Here is a 24,724-nt window from a genome sequence, read left to right as displayed (position 1 = left end):
CACGCGCCGCTCGCTTCGTCGGGCGCCGCGTTCGAAGGCAATACCAGGAGGAAGGCATGACGATCGTGCAACAGGAGCGTCCGGCCGCCGCGTCGCCGTACCGGTTCGAGCGGGAGGTGAGTTCCGGCTTCGAACGTCTGGCGACGCAGCACCGCGACATGACGCTCACGACCGTATTCCAGCCGATTTTCAGCCTGTCGCACCAGCGTGCGGTGGGCTACGAGGCGCTGCTGCGCGCGCACGATGCGCTCGATCGCGCGGTGTCGCCGCTCGACGTGTTCGGCGAAGCCGCGCGCCAGGGCGAGCTGCTGCAGCTCGACCGGCTCGCGCAGGCGCTGCATCTCGAGAACTTCGCGCTGCTCGGCGCCGAGCGCGAGTGGCTGTTCCTCAACGTGCATCCGGGCGTGCTCACCGACCCGTTCCAGGCGGCCGCGCTGCTCGCGAACCTGAAGCGGCTCGGCATGCCGCCGCGCCGCGTCGTGCTCGAAGTGCTCGAGCAGCGCGCGGAAGACGTCGAGCGGCTCGCCGAGGCCGTGCGCGAATTCCGCACGCACGGCTTCCTGATCGCGCTCGACGATTTCGGCGCGGGCCACTCGAACCTCGAGCGGATCTGGCAACTGAACCCGGACATCGTGAAGCTCGACCGGATCATGCTGTCGCACGCGGCGCACCGCACCGGGCTCACCGCGATCCTGCACGGGCTCGTGACGCTGCTGCACGAGGCCGGCAAGCTGGTGCTCGTCGAGGGCATCGAGACCGAGCACGAGGCGCAGATCGCGCTGTCGTGCGAGGCCGATTTCGTGCAGGGCTACTACTTCGGCCGGCCGGCGCCGGGGCTGCCGGACAGCGCGGCCGCGACGGGGTGCATCGGCGAGCTGACCGAGCGCTTCCGGCAGCAGACCGACGCGCGCGAGCGGCGCGATGCGCAGCGGCTCGCGCCGTACCTGCGCGCGTTCGAACGTGCGGCCGAGCGTCTCGCGGCCGGCGAGCCGCTCGACGAGGTGTGCTGGAACTTCCTCGCGCTCGACGCGGCCGCGCGCTGCTTCCTGCTCGACGCGCACGGCCGCCAGTCGGGCCGCAACGTCGTGCTGCGCGCCGACCGCGCGCTCGCCGAGGCGCGCTTCTCGCCGCTGGCGGACGCGCAGGGCGCGAACTGGCTGCGCCGGCCGTATTTCCGCTCGGCGATCGCCGAGCCTGGGCGCGTGCAGGTCACGCGGCCGTACCTGTCGATCAACGAGGCGCAGCCGTGCGTGACGCTGTCGGTGGCCGTGCGCATCGGCGATGCGCAGCGCGTGCTGTGCGGCGATATCGACTGGCGCGACGACGAAGCGGACGCCGGCTAGCGCCGCGCGCATCACGGGCGGCCGCCGGCACGCTGGCGTCCGTCACGCGGCTCGGCTAGGATGCGCGAATTGTCCTGACGATTCGCGGGCCGCCCATGAACCGAAACGCCGCTTCCTCCGTTCTCCTCGAAGTGATCGCCACGACCGTCGGCGATGCGCAGGCCGCCGCCCGCGCGGGCGCCGACCGCCTCGAACTCGTGACCGCGATCACCGAGGGCGGGCTGACGCCGAGCGTCGGCCTGATCGAAGCCGTCGTGGCCGCCGTGCCGATTCCCGTCAACGTGATCGTGCGACCGCACAGCCGGTCGTTCGTCTATGACGTCGACGATCTCCGCGTGATCGAACGCGACGTGCGTGCAGCCGTCGCGGCCGGGGCGAACGGCGTCGTGTTCGGCGCGCTCGACGCACGCGGCGACGTCGATCTCGGCGCGCTGGCGCGCATCGCGGCCGCGGCGGACGGCCGCGCGCTGACCTTCCACCGCGCGTTCGACGTGTCGCGCGACCTCAATGCCGCCTTCGACGCGCTGTTGCGCGTGCCGGCCGTCACGTCGGTGCTGACGTCGGGCGGCCATCCATCGGTGCTCGACGCGGTCCCGACGATCACGCGGCTCGCGCGGCAGGCGGCAGGCTCGACCTGCACGGTGCTGGCCGGCTCGGGGCTCACGGTCGATGCGGTCGGCGATTTCGTCCGCGCGACCGGCGTGCGCGCGGTGCATGTCGGCTCGGGTGTGCGGCCGCGCGGCGAGGTGCTGGCGCCGGTCGATCAATCACTCGTCGAGCGCGTGCGCGCGGCGATCGACGGCGCGGCGGCACACGTGTGACGCGCACCGCAGCGGGCAGCGGCCGCTGCCGTACGTGCCGATACGACACACCGGTACGCCATCCGGAAGGGCGGGCCACATGACGGGCGTGACATTCGCCACGCGGGACGGCGCGCGAGTCTATCCGGTGCAGACGATCGGGTGAAGAAAAGCCGGGGCATGCCCCGGCTTTTTCGTGGGTACGCGATGCTGCCGCTTACGCGTTCGCCGTCATCGCGTCCGCATCGCTCGAACGGATCCCGAGGCGTTCGAACAGCGCGCGGTCTTTCTGCGACTGCGGGTTGCTCGTCGTCAGCAGCTGGTCGCCGTAGAACATCGAGTTCGCGCCGGCGAGGAAGCACAGCGCCTGCAGCCCGTCGTCGAGCTGCTCGCGGCCGGCCGACAGGCGCACCACGGCCTTCGGCATCGTGATCCGCGCCACCGCGATCGTGCGCACGAATTCGAACGGGTCGAGCGGCGCGGTGCCTTCGAGCGGCGTGCCTTCGATCGCGACGAGGTTGTTGATCGGCACCGAATCCGGGTACGGGTTCAGGTTCGCGAGCTGCGAGATCAGGCCCGCGCGTTCGCGGCGCGATTCGCCCATGCCGATGATGCCGCCGCAGCACACGTTGATGCCCGCGTCACGCACGCGGTCGAGCGTGTCGAGGCGATCCTGGTAAGTGCGCGTCGAGATCACCTGGCCGTAGAACTCCGGCGACGTGTCGAGGTTGTGGTTGTAGTAGTCGAGGCCCGCGCTCGCGAGTTCCTGCGCCTGCTCGTCTTCCAGCATGCCGAGCGTCATGCAGGTCTCGAGGCCGAGTTCCTTCACGCCGCGCACCATCTCGGTCAGCGCCGGCATGTGGCGCTCCTTCGGGTTGCGCCACGCGGCGCCCATGCAGAAGCGGCTCGCGCCGTTCGCCTTCGCCGCGCGCGCGGCGTCGAGCACCGCGTCGACGTCCATCAGCTTCTCGGCCTTCAGGCCTGTGTCGTGGTGCGACGACTGCGAGCAATAGCCGCAATCTTCCTCGCAGCCGCCCGTCTTGATCGACAGCAGCGTCGACAGCTGCACCGCGTTCGCGTCGAAGTGCTCGCGGTGCACCTGCTGCGCGCGGAAGAGCAGGTCGTTGAACGGCAGCTCGAACAGCGCGACGACGTCGGCGACGCGCCAGCGCTGCGAGACCGGAGCGGCCACGGGAATCGCGTCGGGATGCACGGTGGCGGCGGTCTGGGCTTGGGTCATATCGTTTTCCTGTCCTGGTCGGGGATGAGGGATCGGGGGGATCTGTTTCGGTTGGTCAATGCCGCGCGGTGCGCAGCGTCTCGACGAGCGCGGCGATGTCGAGCATCGCCGCGGCGGATTCGGGGGCGGCCGGGCTCAGGTGCGGAATGCGGCCGAGCAGCGGCGCGCCATGCTCGCGCGCGAGCCAGTCGCGCATCGTCGCGATGTTTTCATCGGGGAACGACATCGCCGGGTCGACGTGGTTCGCGACCCAGCCGGCGAGCGTGAGGCCGCGCGCGGCGATCGCGTCGGCGGTGAGCAGCGCGTGGTTGATGCAGCCGAGCCGCACGCCGACCACGAGCACGACCGGCACGCCGAGCGCGACCGCGAGATCGGCCATGTCCTGCGTGTCGTTCATCGGCACGCGGAAGCCGCCGGCGCCTTCGACGACGACGATCTCCGCGCGCGTCAGCGCTTCGCGATGGCACGCGACGATCGTGTCGATGTCGAGCGTCACGCCTTCCTGTGCGGCGACGATATGCGGCGCGGCCGGTGCCTTCAGCAGGAACGGCGTGCGCAGCTCGGGCGGCAGCACGACGTTCGCGGCCGCGTCGAGCTGGTCGGCGTCCTCGTTGCGCCACACGCCGTCGCGTTCATACGCGCCGGCCGCGACGGGTTTCAGCGCGGCCGCGCGCAGGCCATGCCGCGCGAAGCCGTGCAGCATCGCGGCCGACACGAAGGTCTTGCCGATTTCGGTGTCGGTGCCGGTAACGAACAGCGAGAGCGGGGCGGTCATGCCGCAGTCTCCCGCCGGGCCGCCCCAAGGGAGGCGGCAGCCCCCTCGGGGGGCAGCGAACGAAGTGAGCGTGGGGGCGGTTCTGTTTCCCGCCGGGCCGCCCCAAGGGAGGCTGCAGCCCCCTCGGGGGGAGCCGTGCATGGGACCGGAGTAAGCGCTGACGCGCCAACTCCGGTCGACAGTGAACGAAGTGAGCGTGGGGGCTGTTCTTCCTCTTGCGCGGCCTGCGCTTCGCTGGCTTCGATCAGCGCGGCTTCGAGTCGCGCGAGATCGTCGAACGAATGCGCGGCCGACAGCGACACGCGCAGCCGCGACGTGCCGACGGGCACCGTCGGCGGCCGGATCGCGGGCACCCACAGGCCGTGCGCGTCGAGCGCGCGCATCGCCGCGAGCGTCGCGTCATTGCTGCCGATCACGAGCGGCTGCACGGCCGTGTGCGAATCGACCGGCTGCCAGCGCGTGTTGCGTAGCAGCGCGCGCGTGCGGTCGATCAGCGCGGCGAGATGCGCGCGTCGCGCGTCGCCTTCGTCGCCCGCGATCACTTTCAGGCTGGCCGATACCGCGTGCGCGACGGCCGGCGGCGCGGCCGTCGTGAAGATGTAGCTGCGCGCGCGCTGGATCATCCATTCGATCACGGTCTCGTGCGCGATCACGAACGCGCCCGCGACGCCGGCGGCCTTGCCGAGCGTGCCGACGTACACGAGATGCTGCGAGCGCAGCGCGGCGGCCGCGAGCGCGCCGCGGCCTTGCGGGCCGAGCACGCCGAAGCCGTGCGCATCGTCGACGACGAGCCACGCGCCGTGGCGTTCGGCCAGCGCGACGAGTTCGGCGAGCGGCGCGATGTCGCCATCCATGCTGAACACCGTGTCGCTGACGATCAGCTTCGTTTCGGCATCCGATGCGTCGAGCAACGCGGCGAGCGCGGCCGTGTCCGCATGCGGATAGACCTGCACGTTCGCGCGCGACAGCCGCATGCCGTCGATCAGCGACGCGTGGTTCAGCGCGTCGGAGAAGATCGTCGCGCCCTTGCCGGTGAGCGCCGTCATCGCAGCGAGGTTCGCCATGTAGCCGGTGCTGAAGTACAGCGCGCGCGGTGCATCGGAGAAGCCGCCCGAGAAGGCCGCGAGTTCTTCTTCGAGCGTGGCATGCGCACGCGAATGGCCGCCGAGCAGGTGCGAGCCGCCGCTGCCGGAGCCGTAGCGCTGCGCGCCGTCGGCGAACGCGGCGACGAGCGCCGGATGCGCGGCGAGGCCGAGGTAGTCGTTGCTCGCGAAGCCGACGATTTCGCGACCGTCGACGGTCATGCGCGCATCGCACGCGGTGTCGGCGGTGCGGCGCACGCGGCGCAGCCCTTGCGCGTCGAGCGCGGCGAGGCCGCGTTGCAGGGTATCGAGCAGAGGGTTCGTCGCTGCCTCCCGCCGGGCCGCCCCAAGGGAGGCAGCCGCCCCCTCGGGGGGCAGTGAACGAAGTGAGTGTGGGGGCTGTTGTGTCATCCGGCGATCTCCGCGAGCGTTGCATCGAGCGTGTCGCGCGTGCTTTGCGCGAGCCACGCGATGTCGTCGTCGCTCATCACGTACGGCGGCATCAGGTACACGGTCGTGCCGATCGGGCGCAGCAGCAGCTCGCGTTCCAGCGCGCGCTCGAAGAAGCGACGCGAGAAGCCGCGCGCCACGTCGCCGTCGAGCGCGACGTCGAACGCGAACAGCGTGCCGCGCTCGCGCAGGTGCCGTACCTGCGGGTGCGCATCGAGCGGCGCGAGCGCGGCGCGCAGCGTCGCCGACTTGCGGGCATTGGCCGCGAGCACGTCGTCGCGCGCGAACAGGTCGAGCGTCGCGACCGCCGCGCGGCACGCGAGCGGGTTGCCCGTGTACGAATGCGAGTGCAGGAAGCCGCGCGTCGTGTCGTCGTCGTAGAACGCGGCGAACACGTCGTCGCGCGTGAGCACGAGCGACAGCGGCAGGTAGCCGCCGCTGATGCCTTTCGACAGGCACAGGAAATCGGGCCACACGCCGGCCTGCTCGCACGCGAAGAAAGTGCCGGTGCGGCCGCAGCCGACCGCGATCTCGTCGGCGATCAGGTGCACGCCGAATTCGTCGCACAGCGCGCGCAGCCCGCGGACGTACGACGGATCGTGCATCGCCATGCCGGCCGCGCACTGCACGAGCGGCTCGACGATCAGCGCGGCGATCCGGTCGCCGCGTTCGACGAACAGGCGCCGCACGTCCGCGAGCGCGCGGCCCGCGACGTCGGCGGCCGTTTCGCCCGGCAGTGCGCCGCGTGCGTCGGGTGACGCGACGACGTGCGCATGGCGGATCAGCGGGTCGTACGCGTCCTTGAACAGCGCGACGTCGGTCACGCCGAGCGCGCCGATCGTCTCGCCGTGATAGCTGTTGGCGACGCAGACGAATTCCTGCTTGTTCGCGCGGCCGCGGTTGCGCCACGCGTGGAAGCTCATCTTCAGCGCGATCTCGACCGCCGACGCGCCGTCCGACGCGAAGAACGCATGGCCGAGCGTGCGCTGGGTGAGCGCGTGCAGCCGCTCCGCGAGCGCGATCGCGGGCTCGTGCGTGCAGCCGGCGAGCATCGCGTGCTCGAGCGTGTCGAGCTGGTCCTTCAGCGCCGCGTTGATGTCCGGGTTCGCATGGCCGAACAGGTTGACCCACCACGAGCTGATCGCGTCGAAGTAGCGGCGGCCGTCACGATCGTACAGCCACAGGCCCGCGCCGCGCGCGACGGGGATAAGCGGCAGGCGCTCGTGATGCTTCATCTGGGTGCAGGGATGCCAGACCGCGCGCAGGCTGCGCGCGACCCAGTCGTCGGTGGCTGGCGTACTCAAGGCGACTCCGGGGGATAAAACGGCTGCGCGGCATCGACGGGATGCCGCGCGGCGAGATACGAAACGCGCTGAGATTAGCGTGTTCCGCGACCCGTTGCACTACCGGTTACAAACACCGCAAAGCCTTGCCGGGCGGGAGTTTGGCGCAGATCGGGGCGGCTCGGGACGGTACGGTTCAGATATCCCGAAATGACCGCAGATGACGACGTTCGAGTGAGACCCCCCAACTGAAAAAATCGTGGGGCGGGTGGGGCGTGATGGCGCAGAAATATGGGGAATGATGAAATGGGTGGTTTGTGGCGACACTGGGAGATCGAACGATCCAGCGTCTCGCGTTGCCCGATCGACGGGGACCATGCATGGCAAGGCGCCGGGACGGACGCCGATGGAAGGTGAGATCAGGGCAACGCTTTACGCAACGCCGGGTGGGATACGTCATCGATGTGGCGGAACGCCGGCGTGATCTTGTCGATTTCCTTGCCGGGCACGCCGCGCTCCTCGAAACACGTCTTCCACTCGCGGGTCGGCTGCCAGACTTCCGCAATTGCGAGTCCGGCATCCGTTTTCGAAAGACCGAACGCATCCCGGGCGTCGAACGCGTTGTCCAGCGTCGCGAGCCGGCCTTGCGGCCCGATGCCGAGGTGCAAATAGCGTTCGTGCGCGCTGCTCGGCCGGGGCAGGACATCGTACAGCGGGCTGAGGCGCCAGCCGGGGAGGCGGGGGTCGTAGATGAATCCGTGGTTGCGCAGGTGGTCGTCGTCGTTGCTCACGAGGATGTTGAAGACCATCCGCTTGAACAGTTCCCGGTTGTCGGCGCGAATGGCATCGATGTGTCCATGCTGCCGGATCGCGTGCGCGACGTCCTGGTAACTTTTCGCCATCGATTCCATCTCGGCACAGCCGACCAGCGTCAACGCACTCGCGAAGGGGAGTCTTCGCTCGGTTGCTCCGGCGCGAGGGGGCAGGTATAACGCGTCGTCGCCGCGAAGGGTGCCGAATTTGGGGTGGGTCCAGTACCGATCGAATCGACGGATCAACATGACCTGACGGGTTCCCACGTCGACGATGCGGGTGGGCGGTACCCGAATGCCGCACTGTGCCGCCAGACGAAGCGTGGCTTCTTCGATGACCGTCAGGTTCAACCGATCGCTGAGACTGGGGAATTTGGCCAGCCACAACACGCCGTCTTCGTCTCGCACCGTCGCCTTCGGGCGCGCACCGCCGAGACCGCTCCCTTGTACGAAGATGGCCTCGAGTTCGGCGGGCACGGCCTCGCCTTCCTCGATGCGCGCCGCCGAATCGACCAGGTATTCGAGGTTGAGCAGGCCATTGCCCGCCTGCGGGCCGGGGGGCGTGTCCAGGCTTTCCCGAACATCGAGTGCGCCGATCCGCTGACTGCCGGCGTGCAGGAGATAGGTGGACTCGGGCAGCGCGTTGGCTTTGGCCCTGAGCTTGGCTTCGATGACACGTCGCCCCCATGCATCGGGCGCGGCATCGCGAATACCGCCGAACTGCGTCAATCCGCCCGCCGGAAAGTTCATCTTGCCGCGTATCTCGTCCTTTCTTGCGAGGCTCAGGCTGACCGGGTCGATTTCGATGGCGTTGGGCCGGCCGAGATAGCGCAAGCCGTATGCGAAGCTCGACGCCTGCAGGCTCACGCCCTCTTCGGTCATTTCGAGCAGACCGGCGGGTGCCCAGTCATCGTCGAGATAGGCAAACACCGCGAGTCTTTTGACGACGGCAGCCATCAGAAGTCCAGATCCTTGAGTTCGTTGTCGGTGAGCGAGCGCACCCGCCGGCCGCGTTCGCGGGCCGCTTGAGCCTTGAGCGACGGGTCCGTTCCGGAGAGCAGTTCCAGCAGGGTCGTTCCTGGCGCAATCGCGTCGAGATACCGAAGCCACTGCCCGAGGGCGACGCCAGGATCGCCTTTCTCGATACGATAGGCGGTATTGCGCGAGAGCCCGGCGCGGGTGGCCGCCTCGTTTTGCTGAATGCGTCGCGCAACGCGCAGACGGGCGAGCGCTTCGCCAACGCGGGCGGCTTCTGCGAGAACGGTTGGGCTGGCGGCAGCGGCTTGATTGACCTTCATGTTCGTAAAATCGATCGTTATATCGATAGGGATCGAAATAACGATCATGATAGATCATGCGTATGCGAATTCAAGCTGGATGCTCGTAAAAACGAGCATTCCATGGATTGCGCTCGATTTTACGAGCACGAGCGAGGCGTGAAGTGAGGCGCTGCAATGGCCTCGGTGTGATGGGCGAGGGGAGGAAATGACGCGCTTGGATCAGCGCGAAGCCAGCGCCGGCGTACCGGTGTCGCGTGCGGTGCCGTCGTCGTGATCGGCCGTTTGCGTCGCGTCGTTCCACACGACCCGGTCGTTGACCGCATACAGCCGGCACGAACCTGCGCCCTGCTTCGAGCAGTTGTCGAGCGCGAGCGCCATCGGATCGTCGCCGCCTTCGGCCCACGACCACGCGCCTTCCGACGACACCGCGAATGCGCGGCTCGGATGCTGGTTCAGGAAGCGGCGATAGCCTTCACGGCCGGCTTCGTCGACATACGGTACCGCGTTGACCGAGTCGATCGACGCATAGCCGCTCGCCTTCGGTTCGTGCGGGCTCGCGACCGCGTAGCGCACCGACGTCGGCAGGTTCAGCTGCGCGAGGAACGCGTCGACGGCCGGCCACCACACGGGCACGCCGTCGCGATCGACGATCAGCCGGTGCGCGTCGTCCTTGTAACGGCCGAAATCGATGAACCGGGCCTGCGTGCCGTGCGAAACGTACGCGTCGTGCATCTGCGCGACGAGCCCGGGCGTCCACACCGAGTCGTTGTCGCCGTACAGCCACAGCGACCGCACGGCCGTGTGCGCGCCGTACTGGTCGAACGCGTCGACGAGGTTTTTCTGCCAGCCGTCGCAGAGGTCCTGGCGCAGCCCGCCGGAGAAGTTGATGATGCCGCGCACGCCCGGTGCGGCTTCGGTGCCATATGCGACCGATACGAGGCCGCCGTGCGACGTGCCGGCGACGACGATGCGCGACGCATCGACGTACGACTGATGCGACATGTAGCGCACGGTCGCGTCGACGTCGGCCGCTTGCGCGAGGCCGTTCTTGCCGACGTTGCAGCCTTCCTGCTGGTACGTGCCGTCCGAGCCGGCGAAACCCTGGCGGTTCGGCGCGATCACCGCATAGCCGCGGCGCACGAATTCGCGCGCGAACGCGAGCGGCCGGCTGCGCGGCTGCTGATGGAGATCGCCGGTGTTCTTGCCGTGGTTGAAGACGACGAGCGGGAACGGGCCGGTCCCGTTCGGCTTGAAAAGCGTGGCCTCGAGCGTAACGGAGCCCGATGCGTCGGCCGGAATGCGGAGGATCTGTTCGTTCAGGTCGGCGGCGACCTGCGGCAGGTTCGAATCGGCGTAGTCGAAGCGTTCGGCGTGGGCGAGCGACCCGCTGGCGCCGGCACCCGACCCCGTATTGGCGCTCGGCAGCGTACCGGCCTGAGCGGCCGACAGCGCACACGCCGCCATCCATCCCACCAATCCCTTGCTGAACGCCATTCGTAAGCCCTGCCATGCAACATGACCAATTCGAGGTCATCGTAGCCGGACAAAATGGGGTTGTGCAATGCGGGAATTACCCGGCGTCTGACACAGCAACTATTTGTCAACGTTCACTGACTTCGCCGTCGACGTAGCGCCAGAAACCCTGTTCGTCGCGCTCGAAACGGCTCGTCTCGTGGAGCCGGTAAGCGCGCCCGCCAACCTTGTAGCGGGCCACGAACTCGACCTCCGCATGCCGCTCGTCGAGCGGCGCGTGGCGTTTGACCGCGAGGCCGAGCCAGCGCGGCGCATCGGGCGCTTCGGGGTCGGTGTCGAGATCCGGCGGGCAGGTGCGCGTGGCCCAGGTCGCGCGCAGGTAGTCGGTCGCGCCGAGCACGTACGCGCTGTACCGCGAGCGCATCAACTCGAGTGCGGTCGGCGCGGCTTGCCCGCCGTCGATGAAGCGGCCGCAGCAGGCCGCATAGCGGGGCGCCGGCGCTTTGCCGGCGGGAGCGGGGGACGCGCCGCCGCACGGGCACGCATCAGGTCGGTTCAAAATCATGCGAAACAGGAATTAACGACGTAGGGTTGTCGGCTGACTACCGGTTCACCAGCTCAGCTCGATACCGTCGTACTGGAAGAAGCGGCCGTTTGCCTGCGACACGTCCGCGCCGGATTCGGCGATCACGCGGCGCATGCCGGTCACGCTGGTTTCCGGATCGATCGCGGCCTGCGCGCCGCCCATGTCGGTGCGCACCCAGCCGGGATGGAGCGAAATGCATGCGGCGTGGCGCGTCTGCAGCGACGCGATGCGCAGCGCATCGTTCAGCGCGGCCTTGCTCGCGCGGTACAGCCAGCCGGTCGTGCCGGTCGCCTCGGCGATGCTGCCCATCCGGCTCGACACGACGGCCAGCACGCCGCGCGCGTCCTCGACCAGCGGCAGCACGATCGGCAGCAACTGCATCGGCCCGCGCACGTTCGTGTGCATCACCGCGTCGAAATCCTCGGCGGTGACCGTCTCGACGCCCTCGGTGCGCGGCCCGTACACCCCCGACACCAGCACGGCCGCATCGAGCCGCTCGCCGTCGAGCTTCCAGCCGAGCGCCGCGATCTGCTCGGGCTGCGTGATGTCGAGCGCATGCGCCTGCGCGCCGAGCGCGCGCAGCGCGTCGAGCGACGCGTCGTCGCGCGCGGTGGCGATCACGTTCCAGCCGTCGCGCCGGTATTGGCGGACGAATTCGCGGCCGAGGCCGCGCGATGCGCCGACGATCAATGCGGTTTTCATGCCCGTCGCTCCTTTGCTTGGCGCCGCCGTGGCGGCAGCGCCGGTGTCAGATCCGTTCGATGAGTGCGCAGCGGCACGCCTGTGTAGCGATCCGCTACGCAGGCCGTGGCGTCACTTCGCGTCGTCGCACGGCTTCAGCGTGGCGGCGACTGCCTGCGCGACGCCTTCGAGCCGTGCGGCGTCCGCCGCGATCATGTCGTTGTCCGGCGCATGCTCGCCGCCGGCGACGAGTGCGGCCACGCAGCGCTTGTAGGTCTCGTCGAGCGCGTCGAAGCTCGACACGGCCATCCCGAGGTTGCGCATCCGGCCGTCATGCACGCCGTACACGAGCCCGTGCACGGTGAGCGACTGGCCGCGCGCCCACGCGTCGTTGACGATCGTCGTGCGGCACACGTTGACGACCTGCTCGATCGCGTTCAGCTCGATCAGGCGGCGATACCGCGCTTCGCCCACCGGCCATGCGTCGAGCAGCGCCGAGTGGCGTTCGCGCACGTCCTGCACGTGATGCAGCCAGTTGTCGGCGAGGCCGACGCGGCGGTTGAGCAGGGCGGCGTTCACGCCCGAGCAGCCATAGTGGCCGACCACCATGATGTGCTTCACGCGCAGGATGTCGACCGCGAACTGGATCACCGACAGGCAGTTCAGGTCGCTGTGCACGACCACGTTCGCGATATTGCGGTGGACGAACACTTCGCCCGGCGGCAGGCCGATGATCTCGTTCGCGGGCACGCGCGAATCCGAGCAGCCGATCCACAGATATTCCGGCGCCTGCTGGTGGGCGAGACGCGCGAAGAACTGCGGGTCGTCCTCGAGCTTGTGCTTGACCCAGGCGTCGTTGTTGTCGAACAGGTGTGAAAGCGGATTGTCTTGGGGGTTCATCGGTGTGGATTCCGTTGACGGAAATCGGGTCGCAATCGGTGCGGCATAGCGGGCGTCAGGCGGCGCGCTGCGCGTCGCCTGCGCCCTCGTTCTGGTCCGTCGCGCCGAAGCGCGCGGGGTAGCGCACGCAAAAGCGCAGCGCGGTGTCGTACGGATAAAAGTCGGGTAATTCGCCCTGGATCAGCTTGTCCTTGCTGGCCTGCCACAGCGCGGGATCGAAAAAGTCCGCGTGATGCTTCATGAAGACCTCGCGCACGCGCGGGTCGCCGAGCAGGAATGGCCCGTAGGTCTCCGGAAAGATGTCGTGCGGGCCGACGGTATACCACGGTTCGCCGGACAGCTCGTCTTCCTCGTTGCGCGGCGGCGGCACACGGCGCACGTTGCAGTCGGTCAGGTACTCGATCTCGTCGTAGTCGTAGAACACCACGCGGCCGTGGCGCGTGACGCCGAAGTTCTTGTACAGCATGTCGCCGGGGAAGATGTTCGCCTTCATCAGCTCCTTCACCGCGTTGCCGTACTCCTTCACGCCGTGCTCGACGTCGGCATCGGAGCCGTTCTGCAGGTACAGGTTGAGCGGCGTCATCCGGCGCTCGATGTACAGGTGCTCGATCACGAGATTGCCGTCCTCGTATTCGAGCAGCGACGGCACCTCCTTCTCCAGCTCGCGCACGAGCGCGTGGTCGAGCCGCGCGAGCGGCAGCGCGACGCTCGAATACTCGAGCGTGTCGGCCATTCGCCCGAGGCGGTCGTGGCGCTTCACGAGCTGGTACTTCTCCATGATCTGCGCGCGCGTCGTTTCCTTGGGCGGCGGGAACTGATCCTTGATGATCTTGAACACGTACGGGAACGACGGCAGCGTGAACACGAGCATCACGAGGCCCTTGATCCCGGGCGCGATGATGAAGCGGTCGCTCGAATGCGACAGATGGTGCAGCAGGTCGCGATAGAACAGGTTCTTGCCCTGCTTCTGCAGGCCGACCGACGTGTAGATCTCCGCCTTCGGCTTGCCGGGCATGATCGTGCACAGGAAGTCGACGTACGCGGACGGCACGCCCATGTCGACGAGGAAATACGAGTGCGAGAAGCCGAAGATGATCATCAGCTGGTCGCGGCGCAGCAGCACGGTGTCGAGCGCGAGCACGCCCGGGCGCACGTGGCGGATCGGCACCGCGAACGGCAGCACGCGGTCGGCGTTGATGATGCGGCCGACGATGTATGCGCTCTTGTTGCGGAAGAACAGCGACGACAGCACGTGGATCTGGAAATTCGGCGCTTCGTCGAAATGGCCGAATTCGTCGTGGATCGCGTCCATCACGCATGCGATGTCGCGCGGGAGATCGTCGAACGCCGGCTCGAGCTGGAAGTTCGTGACGATCCGCTCGAGCGTGGCCGCGAGCCCGTCGGTGCCCGGATAGTACGCGCGGTAGGTCGGCTTCGCGGCCGGCTCGTCGTTCTCCAGATACTCGGTCGAGATCGCCGGGCGCACGAAGATGAAATCGTTGCTGAAGTACGAGCGGTGCAGGATCTTGCAGCACACCGAATTGAAGAAGGTCTCCGCGCACTCGGGCTGGCGGTGCGACGTGAGCAGGCCGATGTAGTGCAGCTTGATCTGCTGCCACACTTCGTCGTCGATGTTCTCCGCGTCGTATTCGTCTTCCAGCACCTCGACGCATTCCTTCACGCGATCGTCGTACGACGTGATCCGCTCGCGCGCGAGCCGCTGCAGCCCGTGCCAGTCGCCGCGCTCGAACAGCGTCTTCGCCTCGACGGCCGCGTCGCGGAAGATCCGGTAGTGGCGGTCGAAGTTTTCGAGCATCGTCTGCGCGACGTCGAAACCGATCTGCGAGGACAGCAGTTTGGGGAAGTGATTCATCGCGTGCAGGCTCGTTCGGGAGGGGCTGTAAGCACTCGCCATTTTAGCGCCCAAGCGGGCGGTTCAAGGGCTTTGCGGCAAGGCGCAGCCGGCCGGCAAGCGGCGGGTTGCCCGCCGTTGGGTGCCGTTCGGTGCATCTTCGCGTAAAGATACGGGTACGGAACCGATTCTGGCACGAACTTTTTTTGACGGGCAGCAAGCCGCCGGGCACGCGTTCCCCGGGACGGCGATAGAATCGGCGGAACGCCCGCCATGGCCTGCCGCCCGCGCGCAATCGCACCGATAACGACGAGACGCCCCACCGATGAACGCACTGGAACACCAACTCGACTATCCCTTCGCCGATACGCTGCCCGCCGCGGGCGACACGTTCGAGGTCGCGCCCGGCGTGCGCTGGCTGCGCATGCCGCTGCCGTTCTCGCTCGATCACATCAACCTCTGGCTGCTGCGCGACGAGATCGACGGGCAGGCCGGCTGGACGATCGTCGATTGCGGGATCGCGTCGGATGCGATCCGCGCGCACTGGGAACAGATCTTCGATACGCATCTCGACGGCCTGCCCGTGCTGCGCGTGCTCGTCACGCATTGCCACCCCGATCACTTCGGCCTCGCGAACTGGCTGTGCGAAGGCGGCGACAAGGGCCGCTGGAACGTGCGGTTGTGGATGACGCTCGGCGAGTACATGTTCGGCTGCCTGATGGCGGCCGGCAACGGCTCGAACGCGGGCGGCGCTGCCGCCGCCGATCACTTCGCGCGCCACGGGCTGACCGATCCGGCCGCGCTCGACAAGCTGCGCAACCGCCGCCACTACTACTCGGATCTCGTGCCGGCCGTGCCGCCGCGCTACCGGCGCTTGCGCGAAGGCGACGCGGTGACGATCGGCGCGCGCACGTGGCGCGTCGTGACCGGCTTCGGCCATTCGCCTGAACATTGCGCGCTGCACAGCGAAGCGGACGGCGTGCTGATCTCCGGCGACATGGTGCTGCCGCGCATTTCGACGAACGTGTCCGTGTTCGACCTCGAACCGGAGGCGAACCCGCTCGCGCTGTACCTGCAGTCGCTCGGCCGCTACGAGACGATGGCGCCCGATACGCTGGTGCTGCCGTCGCACGGCAAGCCGTTTCGCGGCGTGCGCACGCGCATCACGCAACTGCGCGAGCACCACGACGCGCGCCTGGCCGAAGTGCGCGTCGCGTGCGCGGAACAGCCGATGAGCGCGGCCGACATCGTGCCGATCATGTTCCGCCGCCGCGAACTCGACATCCACCAGATGACGTTCGCGCTCGGCGAGGCGCTCGCGCACCTGAACCTGCTGTGGCTCGCGGGCGAGCTCGTGCGCGAGCAGGGCGACGACGGCGTGCTGCGGTTCCGCACCGCCGGCTGACACCGTTTCGCTTTCCTCAAGCGACGGGTTCGTAGCGCCACCCGTCGCGATGCCATTGCATCGTATGCGTCGGGTCGAGCGCCGCAAGAAACGCGGGGTCGTGCGACGCGACCACGATCGCGCCGGGGAAGCCCGCCAGTGCGGCTTCGATCGCCCGCACCGATTCGAGATCGAGGTGATTGGTCGGCTCGTCGAGCAGCAGCAGTTGCGCGGGCGTGCCGCGCCACAACGCGCACGCGAGCGCGGCCTTCAGCCGTTCGCCGCCGCTCAGTTGCCGCGCCGGCTGCGTTGCGCGTACCGCGTCGAGCTGCAACAACGCGAGACGGCTACGCAGGTCGCCTTCGGCGAGCGGCGTATCGAGCAGCCCCAGTTGCTCGACGATCGAGCGATCGGGATCGAGCAGCGCGAGCCGCTGGTCGAGATACGCGGCACTTACGTGTGTCGTGCATGCGCCCGAACGCGGCGCAAGCTCGCCCGCGAGCATGCGCAGCAACGTTGATTTGCCGCAGCCGTTCGGGCCGGTCAATGCAATGCGCACCGGGCCGCTGGCCGACCATGTGATCGCGTCGGCATCGCCGGCGATGCGCCACGGCAGTTGCGCGCGGTCGAGCGTGAACAGCTGGCGGCGTGCGCTGACCTCGGTGCCCGGCAGCGACACGAGCACGGGCGCATCGGCTTCGACGCGCGCGGCCGCTTCCTGCACGCGTTCGTCGAGCGTCGCCTTGAATTCATTCTGGTGGCGCCGCACCGTGCCCATGATGCTGCGCGCCGCACCCTTGCGACTCTGTTTTGCCCCCGACGACAGGTTGGCCGTCTTCGCGTCGCGCAGCGACGCGGCCGCGTGGCGCTGGATCGTGTCGTGTTCCTGTTCGAGCCTGCGCCTGACGCGTCCGCGTTCGGCACGCGCGTTGTCGAGCGCGGACTGCGCGGCATCCTGTTCCGCGTCGCGCTGCGCACGATAGAGCGCGTAGTTGCCACCGTACGCGCGCACGCCTTGTGGCGTCAGCTCGACGATGCGCTGCACGTCGGCGAGCAGCGCACGGTCGTGGCTCACGATGACGAGGCCCCGGCGCCAGCCGTCGAGCGCCGCGCGCAGCCACGCGCGGCCCGACGCGTCGAGATGGTTGGTCGGTTCGTCGAGCACGAGCAAGCCCGCGCCGGACAGCAGCGCGCCGATCAGCGCGACGCGCGCGAGCTGCCCGCCGCTCAGTGCCTGCGCGGGCGTGTCGGGTTGTACGTCGTGCAGGCCGGCTGCGTCGAGCGCGGTGCGCAGCCGTTCCGCAAGATCCCAGCGATCGCCGATCAGGTCGAAGTCGTGCGGTTCCGCGCGGCCGTCGGCGAGACGTGCGAGCGCGCCGAGCGGTGCATCGAGCGCGGCGATCTGCGCGACGGTTCGCGGGCCGGCCGATACGCCACCGTAGTCGTGCTGCTGCGCGACGTAGACGACGTGCGTGTGCCGCTCGATCGCCCCCGCGCTCGGCGCGCAGCGGCCCGCGATCAATTGCGCGAGCTGGCTCTTGCCGATGCCGTTGCGGCCGACGATGCCGGTCGGCGTGCGATCGATGGAAAGGTTGAGCGAATCGAACAGCGTGAAGCCGTCGTCGAAGCGGAAGGAAACGTGATGAAGCGCGACGAGCGCGCCGGTGGGCGTGGCTGCAGCCATAAGCACCTCCAAAAATGCGTGAAGACCTTCGCGCGCGGCGTACGTGGCACGGCGGCGAAAACATTTCGGGAAGGCTTAGTTGTTCACTTTGGCTGGCGTCCGGTATGAGGAATAGGCGCGCAGTGTAGCAAGCGCGGCGCGCGGGCCGCAAGCGACGGTCGGACGCACCGTCGCTTGCGCGCCACGCGCGAGGGTCGCGTTACTGCACGGCGACGGTCGTGAAGTTCTGCCGCCCGAACGGACTCACGTGATAGCCGCTCACGTTCGTGCGCGTGAGCGCGGCCGCGGTCGGATAGCCGAGCGGAATCCACAGCGCCTGGTCGTGGATGATCTTCTGCGCCGCTTCGTACAGCTTCGCGCGCTTGGCCTGATCGGCGGTCGACTTGCCGTCGGCGATCAGCTTGTCGAGTTGCGTGTCGCAGAAGCGCGCGAAGTTGATGCCCGACTTCACCGCATTGCAGCTGAACAGCGGCGACAGGTAGTTGTCCGGATCGCCGTTGTCGCCGGCCCAGCCCATGAACAGCATGTCATGCTGGCCGAGCTTCGCCTGCTTGATCAGCTCCCCCCATTCGATCACCTTGACCTCGGCCTTCACGCCGATCTTCGCGAGGTCGGCCTGCAACAGCTCCGCGCCGACCTTCGGGTTCGGGTTCAGCACGCTGCCGGTCGGGCGCGTCCAGATCGTCGTCGAGAAGCCGTTCGGGAAGCCGGCCTGCGCGAGCAGCTGCTTCGCCTTCGCCGGATCGTATGCATACGGCGCGACGTCCTTCGCGTAGCTCCACGTGTTCGGCGGATACGGGTTGTTCGCGGCCGTCGCGGTGTTGTCGAACACGACTTTCAGGTAGGTCGCGCGGTCGAACGCGAGGTTCAGCGCCTCGCGCACCTTGTCGTTGTCGAGCGGTTTCTTCTGCGTGTTCAGTGCAACGAACGCGGTCATGAACGCAGGCGTCTGCGCGACCTTCAGTGCGCTTTCGCCCTTCGCGGCGAGCACGTCCTGCGGCTTCGGCGACAGCGCGATCTGGCATTCGCCGGCCTTCACCTTCTGCAGCCGCACGGACGGATCGGGCGTGATCGCATAGATCAGCCGGTCGACCTTCGGCTTCGTGCCCCAGTAGGTCGGGTTCACGTCGTAGCGGATCAGCGCATCTTTCGTGTAGCTCTTCAGCACGAACGGGCCGGTGCCGACCGGCTTCGCGTTCAGGTCGGCCTGCTTGCCGGCCTTCAGCAGCTGGTCCGCGTATTCGGCCGAGTAGATCGACGCGAAGCCCATCGTCAGGATCGGCACGAACGTCGCGTTCGGCTCGTTCAGCACGAACTTCACGGTGCTGTCGTCGACCTTCGTGACCGACTTCACGAGCTTCACGAGGCCCATCGACTGCGCGTGCGGGAAGCCGCTCGCGCCGGCCACCTTGTGCCACGGATTCGCGTCGTCGAGCATCCGCGAGAACGTGAACACGACGTCGTCCGCGTCGAGCGCATGGGTCGGCTTGAAATACTCGGTGGTCTGGAACGCGACGTTCGGGCGCAGATGGAACGTGTACGTGAGGCCGTCGGCGCTCGCGTCCCATTTGTCGGCGAGCGCGGGCACGACCTTCTTCGCGGCTTCGTCGTACGACACGAGCGTGTTGAAGATCACGTCGGCCGACGCGTTGGTCGTGACGAGCGAGTTGTATTGCACGACGTCGAAGCCGTCGGGGCTCGATTCCGTGCAGACGGTGAGCGGCTTGGCGGCGGCGAGGCCGGGGGCGGCGAGGGCGGCGGCGAGCGTGGCCGCGGCGAACAGCTTGACCTGCATAGGATCTCCCACGTGGCTTGTGTTTTTTGCTCGGTGACGGGATGCGGGCGCGGCCCGGAAGCGGACAGGGCCGGCGCGGCTGGCGAATAGCATACCGTCAAAGCGCGCGGCGCGTGAAAAAAGGCGCCTGAACGCGGCGAATTGGCCGAAAAACGGCTGCGTTCGCGACGGAACGGGTGTTGGGGCGGCGAGTGGGGCGAAGGAGGCGGCGGGCGGCGGAACGCTGGCGCCGGGGATGCCGGGCAGCGACGCGTCGGGGATGGCGCGGGAGCGGTGCGGACGTGTCGCGAATCGAAGCGTCGAAACGGCCAGGTGGCGGTGCGGAGAAGCGGAGAAGCGGAGAGACGGAGAGACGGAGAGACGGAGAGACGGAGAGACGGAGAGACGGAGAGACGGAGAGACGGAGAGACGGCCCGCGAAGCTTCACGCGGGCCGAGCGCTCACCGGAGCGTCAATGCGCGCCCGCCTTCGGCTTGCGCGGCGCCTTCTCGAACAGGCGGTCGTACAGCCAGCGCGGCAGCACATGCAGCACCTTCGCGACCACACCCATCTGCCACGGAATCACGCGGAACGCGCGCTGCCGCGCGATCGTCTGGGCCGCACGCGAGGCGAAGCGGTCGGCGTCCATCAGGAACGGCATCCGGTACGGGTTGTGTGCGGTCATCGGCGTACGGATGTAGCCGGGCGCGATCGTCACGACGCCGACGCCGGCCGGCCGCAACTCGACGCGCAGCGCTTCGAGATACTTGATCGCGGCCGATTTCGACGCGCTGTACGCGCCGGAACCAGGCAGCCCGCGCACACCGGCGACGCTCGCGACACCGACCAGCGTGCCGTGGCGCGTGGCCGTCATCGGGCCGACGAACGGCTCGAACGTCGCGACCATCCCGTAGTAATTGATGTCCATCACGTCGCGGAACGTCGCGAGATCGCCCTGGCCCGTGACGGCGCCCTGGCTGATGCCGGCGTTCGCGATCACGACGTCGGGGCAGCCGTGCGCCGCGATGAACGACGCGGCGGCCGTCGCGAGCGCGTCGGCATCGCGCACGTCGGCGGAATAGACGGAGATGGACAGCTTCGGGAAGCGCCGCGCGAACGCCTCGAGGGCATCGGTGCGGCGCGCGACGAGTGCGAGCATGGCGCCCTGGCGGGCGTATTCCTCGGCCATCGCGAGGCCGAGGCCGCTCGATGCGCCGGTGATGAAGACCTTCAGCGGAGTAGTCATGCCGGCGCGCGGGCGGGGATCAGAGCTTCTTGTCCTGAACCTGCTTCACGAGGAAGTCGAGCACCTGGGCGGTACCCGGGATGCTGTTCGTGTAAGCGGGGCCCGTCTTGTACTTGCCCTGGACGACGACCGTCGGCACGCCGTCGATCGCGTAGTCCTTCAGCAGCTTGGCCGACTGGTTCACTTCGCCCTGCACGCTGAACGAGTTGTACGCGTCCGTGAACTGCTTCTTGTCGACGCCCTGCGTGGCCAGGAAGTCGGCCTGCGCCTGCGGCGTCAGCAGGTAGTTCTTCTGCTTGTGGATCGCGTTGAAGATCGCCGGCGTGACCTTCTCGGAGATGCCGAGCGCGGACACCGCGTAGAACAGCTTCGAGTGCGGGACGAAATCGTCACGGAATGCGACGGGGACGCGCTTGAAGTCGATGTTGTTGCCTTGCTTCTTCACCCAGGCCTCGATCGTCGGCTCGAATTCGTAGCAGTGCGGGCAGCCGTACCAGAAGAATTCGATCACCTCGACCTTGCCGGCCGGTGCGGACACCGGCTGCGGCGACTTCATCACCTCGAAGTCCTTGCCGGAGACCGGTGCGGCGGGCGAAGCCTGCGCGAGGCCGGCGGCCAGGCCCAGGGACAGAAGGAGCGTGCTAAGCAGTTTTTTCATGTTGTGAACGTCGAATCAGTTGCTCGGGTTACGAAACGTAACGGGTTCTGAGTGGGCTCGGCCGGTTGCTTACTGCTTCGTGAAACGGATCACCGCCGTGTCGACACCTGCATCGGACAGGCGCTGGCGAGCCGAGTTCATATCCTCGAATTTCGAGAACGGGCCGACACGCACGCGGAAATACGTCACGCCGCTGACATCGCGCTTCGACACCTTCGACTCGAAGCCCTGGAAGCCGAGGCGCGCCCGCTGCTGCTCGGCGTCGCCTTCCGTCTTGTACGCGCCCACCTGCAGGAAGTAGCCGGTATTCGCGTCGTTCGCGGTCGGCGGCTTTGCCGTCGCGGCGGCCGCGGCCGACGAGGTCGGCTTCGGCGTGTTCGCGGCCAGTTGCTGTTGCTGCTGCTTTTGCGCGGCCGCTTGCTGCGCCTGCTTCTGCGCGGCGAAGCGGGCGAGGTCGTCCTCGCCGCCTTGCTGCTGTTGCTGCTGCGCCTGCTGCGTCTTCTTCGGCGGCGGCGTGGTGTCGGCCGGCTTCGGCGCGACGGCCACGCCGTTGCTCGACGACGTGTTGTTCGACGCGGTCGTGTTGTTCGAGCTGCCAGTGTTGTTCGAGCCGCTCGACCCGTTGGCCTGCGGCGGCACTTCGACGATTTGCGGCTCGGGCAGCAGGCCGCCCTGGGTCTGGTTCGCGGCCTGGCCGGGCGCGGTGTTCGGCGGCGCGGGCTGCGCGGCCTGCGGCACCGGCTGGCCCGGCGTCTTGCCCTGCAGCGCGCGGTTCGGATCGAACTGCTGCGGCTGGCTCGCGCCGTTGTCGGCCGGCGGCGGCGCGACCTTCGATACGAACGGCGACGGGGAACGCGTGATGTAGAGCGCCACCACCACGGCGATCGCGAGGCCGACGATCAGGCCCAGCACGATTCCAAGAAATGTCCCTCCGGCTTGTTTCGATTGCTTCGAAGTTCGGCGTGGTTGTGCCATTGCTTGAGTCACCTGCAAAAAGAATCGTGAAAAGGCTGCGACGGGCACTCCAGCCGCAGCCATTCGCTGCCCGGTTCGGGCCGCTTACTGCCTTACATCTTGGCGGGCGCGGACACGCCGAGCACCGCCAGGCCGTTCTCGAGCACCTGCCGGGTCGCGGCGAGGAGTGCGGCGCGCGCATTGCGCGGCGCTTCGTCGTCGACCAGCACGCGCTCCGCATTGTAGAACGAGTGGAATTCGCCAGCGAGGTCGCGCAGGTAGAACGCAACCGCGTGCGGTGCCAGTTCGTTGGCCGCGTGCGTGAGCATGTCCGGGTACTCGGCCAGCTTCTGCATCAGCGACGCCGCTTGCGTGCTCGTCAGCTGCGACAGGTCGGCGCCCGGCAGCTGCGCGACGTCGACGTTGTAGCGCGACTTCAGCTCGTTGAGCACCGAGCAGATCCGCGCATGCGCGTACTGGACGTAATAGACCGGGTTTTCGTCGTTCTGTTTCAGCGCGAGGTCGATGTCGAACACGAACTCGGTATCGGCCTTGCGCGAGATCAGGAAGAACCGCACCGCGTCGCGGCCGCGCGTGATGGTCGCTTCGTCGATCAGGTCGGGCGCCGCTTCCTGGCCCGCCGCCGCGCCGCCCGACCATTCGATCAGGTCGCGCACCGTCACGTAGCTGCCCGCGCGCTTCGAGATCTTCACTTCCTGGCCGTCGCGCATCACGGTGACCATCTTGTGCAGCACATAGTCGGGGTAGCCCTTCGGGATCCCGATGTGCAGGCCCTGCAGGCCGGCGCGCACGCGCGCGATCGTGCCGTGGTGGTCCGAACCCTGGATGTTGATCACCTTCGTGAAGCCGCGCTCCCACTTCGTCACGTGGTACGCGACGTCCGGCACGAAGTACGTGTACGTGCCGTCCGACTTGCGCATCACGCGATCCTTGTCGTCGCCTTCGTCGGTCGTGCGCAGCCACAGCGCGCCGTCCTGCTCGTAGGTCATGCCGGCCTTGATCAGCGCGTCGACCGTCTTCTCGACACGGCCTTCGCTGTACAGCGACGACTCGAGGTAGTACTGGTCGAACTTCACGCCGAACGCCTGCAGATCCATGTCCTGCTCGCGACGCAGGTACGTGACCGCGAACTTGCGGATCGCGTCGAGATCCTCGACGTCGCCCGTGCCCTTGACCGGCTCGCCGTCCGACGCGGCGACCGTTTCGCCGTTCAGGAAGTCGCGTGCGATGTCGGCGATGTATTCGCCGTTGTACGCGGCTTCCGGCCAGCCCGCGTCGCCCGGCTTCAGGCCGCGTGCGCGTGCCTGCGTCGAGATCGCGAGGTTGCCGATCTGCACGCCCGCGTCGTTGTAGTAGAACTCGCGGTGCACCGCGTAGCCCTGGCTCGCGATCACGTTCGCGAGCACGTCGCCGAGCGCGGCCTGGCGGCCGTGGCCGACGTGCAGCGGGCCGGTCGGGTTCGCCGACACGAATTCGAGCAGCACCTGCTTGCCTTTCTCGCGATCCGACGTGCCGAACGCGCGGCCCTGGTCGAACACGGCGGCGATCACCGCCTGCTTCGCGGCGGCCGACAGGCGCAAGTTGATGAAGCCGGGGCCGGCGATCTCGGCGGCTTCGACGAGGCCTTGCGCGCCCGGCTGGGCGGTGAGGGCGGCGACGATCTGCTCGGCGAGCTGGCGCGGGTTCGTGCCGAGCGGCTTCGCGAGCTGCATCGCGACGTTGCACGCAACGTCGCCGTGCGCGGCGACCTTCGGGCGCTCCAGCGTGATGACGGGGGCGACGGACGCGGCGTCGGCGCCTTTCAGCGCGTGTGCGACCTGCTTGACGCTATCCGCGAGCAGGGCTTCGAGGGTCTGTTTGTGTGCTGGCAGCATGCTGGTAGAAGGCTTCGTTGGTGGCGGCCGGAAACGCCGGCCCGCCGGCGCGCTTTTTAAGCGCGCGTTTCAGGGATCGCAGAATTTTAACAGGTGCTAATATGCCGCTCAGGCGGCCCGCGTCCGCGAGGCCGGACGCCGGTCTGCCGGCGTTCCCCAACCGCGCCGCGCAGGCACAACAAGATGAAAAGGGAATTGTCATGATTACGTTCAAGAGCAAGGCGGCACAGGATCTCGACGTGCTGAAGGATTTCGCCGTGTATGTGCTGGGTCTCGTCGGCAAGCAGCTGGGCGAGCGCGGGGTGATTACGCACGACGAGCTGGACCACGCGATCGCCAAGCTGGAAGGCGCGGTCGCGCAGGCGAAGCAGGAACGCGCCGAGCACGCCGGCCATTTCCACGAGGACGAAGCCGACCACGCGCACCACGAAGTGCCGGCGAGCCTGGCCCAGCGCGTTGCGCCCTTCCTCACGATGCTGCGCGAAGCGAAAGCCGGCGAAGCCGACGTGCACTGGGGCTTCTGAGCCTGCTTGCCCGGCCGGTCCGAAAGGATCGAAAGGCATGAAAAAGCC

General features: G+C 68.0%; 20 protein-coding genes and 1 pseudogene. 4 read left to right on the top strand and 17 right to left on the bottom strand.

What is annotated here, in order from left to right:
• The first annotated feature begins 56 nt into the window (after window positions 1-56).
• A complete protein-coding gene (locus CFB43_RS16240) occupies window positions 57-1,343 on the top strand; it encodes a sensor domain-containing phosphodiesterase (protein ID WP_039346416.1) in 1,287 nt (428 codons plus the stop codon).
• A gap of 95 nt (window positions 1,344-1,438) precedes the next feature.
• Window positions 1,439-2,164: a copper homeostasis protein CutC gene (locus CFB43_RS16235; RefSeq protein ID WP_089495742.1), complete on the top strand. Its 726-nt coding sequence runs from the start codon at window positions 1,439-1,441 to the stop codon at window positions 2,162-2,164.
• 196 nt (window positions 2,165-2,360) lie between these two features.
• Here the strand turns inward: CFB43_RS16235 and bioB are convergent, their stop codons facing one another.
• The 11 genes and pseudogenes from bioB to aceK form a co-directional block, all read right to left on the bottom strand.
• Entirely contained in the window at window positions 2,361-3,383 is a 1,023-nt protein-coding gene (gene bioB / locus CFB43_RS16230) for a biotin synthase BioB (RefSeq protein WP_089495741.1), read from the bottom strand.
• A 55-nt stretch (window positions 3,384-3,438) separates the two neighbouring features.
• The gene (gene bioD, locus CFB43_RS16225; protein WP_089495740.1) at window positions 3,439-4,158 is read right to left on the bottom strand and encodes a dethiobiotin synthase; all 720 of its coding nucleotides are present in this window, start codon (window positions 4,156-4,158) and stop codon (window positions 3,439-3,441) included.
• A gap of 218 nt (window positions 4,159-4,376) precedes the next feature.
• Window positions 4,377-5,651 (bottom strand): annotated as a pseudogene (bioF, locus tag CFB43_RS16220) (8-amino-7-oxononanoate synthase); the annotation flags it as partial.
• On the bottom strand, window positions 5,648-6,994 hold the full coding sequence (bioA, locus tag CFB43_RS16215) for an adenosylmethionine--8-amino-7-oxononanoate transaminase (RefSeq protein ID WP_089495738.1): 1,347 nt from the start codon (window positions 6,992-6,994) through the stop codon (window positions 5,648-5,650). The pseudogene bioF and the gene bioA, both read right to left, overlap by 4 nt.
• Before the next feature lie 398 nt (window positions 6,995-7,392).
• Entirely contained in the window at window positions 7,393-8,742 is a 1,350-nt protein-coding gene (locus tag CFB43_RS16205) for a type II toxin-antitoxin system HipA family toxin (RefSeq protein ID WP_089495737.1), read from the bottom strand.
• Window positions 8,742-9,131 (bottom strand): helix-turn-helix domain-containing protein, encoded by a 390-nt coding sequence (locus CFB43_RS16200; protein WP_256941058.1) that lies wholly within the window; start codon window positions 9,129-9,131, stop codon window positions 8,742-8,744. The genes CFB43_RS16205 and CFB43_RS16200 overlap by 1 nt, the downstream gene beginning before the upstream one ends.
• 153 nt (window positions 9,132-9,284) lie before the next feature.
• A complete protein-coding gene (locus CFB43_RS16195; protein ID WP_089495736.1) occupies window positions 9,285-10,559 on the bottom strand; it encodes a dienelactone hydrolase family protein in 1,275 nt (424 codons plus the stop codon).
• A gap of 106 nt (window positions 10,560-10,665) precedes the next feature.
• Entirely contained in the window at window positions 10,666-11,103 is a 438-nt protein-coding gene (locus tag CFB43_RS16190; protein WP_089495735.1) for a YchJ family protein, read from the bottom strand.
• A 45-nt stretch (window positions 11,104-11,148) separates the two neighbouring features.
• On the bottom strand, window positions 11,149-11,826 hold the full coding sequence (locus CFB43_RS16185) for an SDR family oxidoreductase (protein WP_089441137.1): 678 nt from the start codon (window positions 11,824-11,826) through the stop codon (window positions 11,149-11,151).
• A gap of 111 nt (window positions 11,827-11,937) precedes the next feature.
• Window positions 11,938-12,705: a carbonate dehydratase gene (gene can / locus CFB43_RS16180; protein ID WP_089441136.1), complete on the bottom strand. Its 768-nt coding sequence runs from the start codon at window positions 12,703-12,705 to the stop codon at window positions 11,938-11,940.
• Window positions 12,706-12,760: 55 nt separating this feature from the next.
• On the bottom strand, window positions 12,761-14,578 hold the full coding sequence (gene aceK, locus CFB43_RS16175) for a bifunctional isocitrate dehydrogenase kinase/phosphatase (protein WP_089495734.1): 1,818 nt from the start codon (window positions 14,576-14,578) through the stop codon (window positions 12,761-12,763).
• A 304-nt stretch (window positions 14,579-14,882) separates the two neighbouring features.
• On the opposite strand from aceK, the gene CFB43_RS16165 reads away from it, so the two are divergent.
• A complete protein-coding gene (locus CFB43_RS16165; RefSeq protein ID WP_089495733.1) occupies window positions 14,883-15,962 on the top strand; it encodes an MBL fold metallo-hydrolase in 1,080 nt (359 codons plus the stop codon).
• A gap of 16 nt (window positions 15,963-15,978) precedes the next feature.
• On the opposite strand, the gene CFB43_RS16160 is transcribed toward CFB43_RS16165, so the two are convergent.
• From CFB43_RS16160 to argS, 6 genes are all read right to left on the bottom strand, one after another.
• A complete protein-coding gene (locus CFB43_RS16160; RefSeq protein WP_089495732.1) occupies window positions 15,979-17,625 on the bottom strand; it encodes an ABC-F family ATP-binding cassette domain-containing protein in 1,647 nt (548 codons plus the stop codon).
• Between the two features lie 199 nt (window positions 17,626-17,824).
• The gene (locus CFB43_RS16155) at window positions 17,825-19,420 is read right to left on the bottom strand and encodes an ABC transporter substrate-binding protein (RefSeq protein ID WP_089495731.1); all 1,596 of its coding nucleotides are present in this window, start codon (window positions 19,418-19,420) and stop codon (window positions 17,825-17,827) included.
• A gap of 451 nt (window positions 19,421-19,871) precedes the next feature.
• Window positions 19,872-20,645 (bottom strand): SDR family oxidoreductase, encoded by a 774-nt coding sequence (locus CFB43_RS16150; RefSeq protein ID WP_089495730.1) that lies wholly within the window; start codon window positions 20,643-20,645, stop codon window positions 19,872-19,874.
• A gap of 19 nt (window positions 20,646-20,664) precedes the next feature.
• A complete protein-coding gene (locus CFB43_RS16145; protein ID WP_089441130.1) occupies window positions 20,665-21,303 on the bottom strand; it encodes a thiol:disulfide interchange protein DsbA/DsbL in 639 nt (212 codons plus the stop codon).
• Between the two features lie 69 nt (window positions 21,304-21,372).
• Window positions 21,373-22,278 (bottom strand): SPOR domain-containing protein, encoded by a 906-nt coding sequence (locus CFB43_RS16140; RefSeq protein WP_089495729.1) that lies wholly within the window; start codon window positions 22,276-22,278, stop codon window positions 21,373-21,375.
• A gap of 92 nt (window positions 22,279-22,370) precedes the next feature.
• Window positions 22,371-24,152 carry an arginine--tRNA ligase gene (argS, locus tag CFB43_RS16135; RefSeq protein WP_089426440.1) on the bottom strand — a complete coding sequence of 594 codons (1,782 nt, stop codon included), beginning with the start codon at window positions 24,150-24,152 and terminating at the stop codon, window positions 22,371-22,373.
• A 200-nt stretch (window positions 24,153-24,352) separates the two neighbouring features.
• On the opposite strand from argS, the gene CFB43_RS16130 reads away from it, so the two are divergent.
• Window positions 24,353-24,676, top strand: coding sequence for a DUF1840 domain-containing protein (locus CFB43_RS16130; RefSeq protein ID WP_089426439.1), 324 nt, complete (start codon window positions 24,353-24,355; stop codon window positions 24,674-24,676).
• Window positions 24,677-24,724: the final 48 nt, after the last annotated feature.

The organism is Burkholderia sp. AU15512 (genome assembly GCF_002223325.1).
GTDB lineage: Bacteria > Pseudomonadota > Gammaproteobacteria > Burkholderiales > Burkholderiaceae > Burkholderia.
The sequence above is the reverse complement of the archived record's forward strand: the minus strand, read 5'-3'. Positions and strand labels throughout refer to the sequence as shown.

What these genes read in the sequence shown, in the direction of transcription:
- CFB43_RS16200 (WP_256941058.1), bottom strand. Translation starts at nt 9,131, where the DNA reads ATGATCGTTATTTCGATCCCTATCGATATAACGATCGATTTTACGAAC.
- CFB43_RS16185 (WP_089441137.1), bottom strand. Translation starts at nt 11,826, where the DNA reads ATGAAAACCGCATTGATCGTCGGCGCATCGCGCGGCCTCGGCCGCGAA.
- bioB (WP_089495741.1), bottom strand. Translation starts at nt 3,383, where the DNA reads ATGACCCAAGCCCAGACCGCCGCCACCGTGCATCCCGACGCGATTCCC.
- CFB43_RS16145 (WP_089441130.1), bottom strand. Translation starts at nt 21,303, where the DNA reads ATGAAAAAACTGCTTAGCACGCTCCTTCTGTCCCTGGGCCTGGCCGCC.
- can (WP_089441136.1), bottom strand. Translation starts at nt 12,705, where the DNA reads ATGAACCCCCAAGACAATCCGCTTTCACACCTGTTCGACAACAACGAC.
- CFB43_RS16140 (WP_089495729.1), bottom strand. Translation starts at nt 22,278, where the DNA reads ATGGCACAACCACGCCGAACTTCGAAGCAATCGAAACAAGCCGGAGGG.
- CFB43_RS16240 (WP_039346416.1), top strand. Translation starts at nt 57, where the DNA reads ATGACGATCGTGCAACAGGAGCGTCCGGCCGCCGCGTCGCCGTACCGG.
- aceK (WP_089495734.1), bottom strand. Translation starts at nt 14,578, where the DNA reads ATGAATCACTTCCCCAAACTGCTGTCCTCGCAGATCGGTTTCGACGTC.
- CFB43_RS16160 (WP_089495732.1), bottom strand. Translation starts at nt 17,625, where the DNA reads ATGGCTGCAGCCACGCCCACCGGCGCGCTCGTCGCGCTTCATCACGTT.
- CFB43_RS16195 (WP_089495736.1), bottom strand. Translation starts at nt 10,559, where the DNA reads ATGGCGTTCAGCAAGGGATTGGTGGGATGGATGGCGGCGTGTGCGCTG.
- CFB43_RS16155 (WP_089495731.1), bottom strand. Translation starts at nt 19,420, where the DNA reads ATGCAGGTCAAGCTGTTCGCCGCGGCCACGCTCGCCGCCGCCCTCGCC.
- CFB43_RS16165 (WP_089495733.1), top strand. Translation starts at nt 14,883, where the DNA reads ATGAACGCACTGGAACACCAACTCGACTATCCCTTCGCCGATACGCTG.
- argS (WP_089426440.1), bottom strand. Translation starts at nt 24,152, where the DNA reads ATGCTGCCAGCACACAAACAGACCCTCGAAGCCCTGCTCGCGGATAGC.
- CFB43_RS16190 (WP_089495735.1), bottom strand. Translation starts at nt 11,103, where the DNA reads ATGATTTTGAACCGACCTGATGCGTGCCCGTGCGGCGGCGCGTCCCCC.
- CFB43_RS16205 (WP_089495737.1), bottom strand. Translation starts at nt 8,742, where the DNA reads ATGGCTGCCGTCGTCAAAAGACTCGCGGTGTTTGCCTATCTCGACGAT.
- CFB43_RS16235 (WP_089495742.1), top strand. Translation starts at nt 1,439, where the DNA reads ATGAACCGAAACGCCGCTTCCTCCGTTCTCCTCGAAGTGATCGCCACG.
- CFB43_RS16150 (WP_089495730.1), bottom strand. Translation starts at nt 20,645, where the DNA reads ATGACTACTCCGCTGAAGGTCTTCATCACCGGCGCATCGAGCGGCCTC.
- CFB43_RS16130 (WP_089426439.1), top strand. Translation starts at nt 24,353, where the DNA reads ATGATTACGTTCAAGAGCAAGGCGGCACAGGATCTCGACGTGCTGAAG.
- bioD (WP_089495740.1), bottom strand. Translation starts at nt 4,158, where the DNA reads ATGACCGCCCCGCTCTCGCTGTTCGTTACCGGCACCGACACCGAAATC.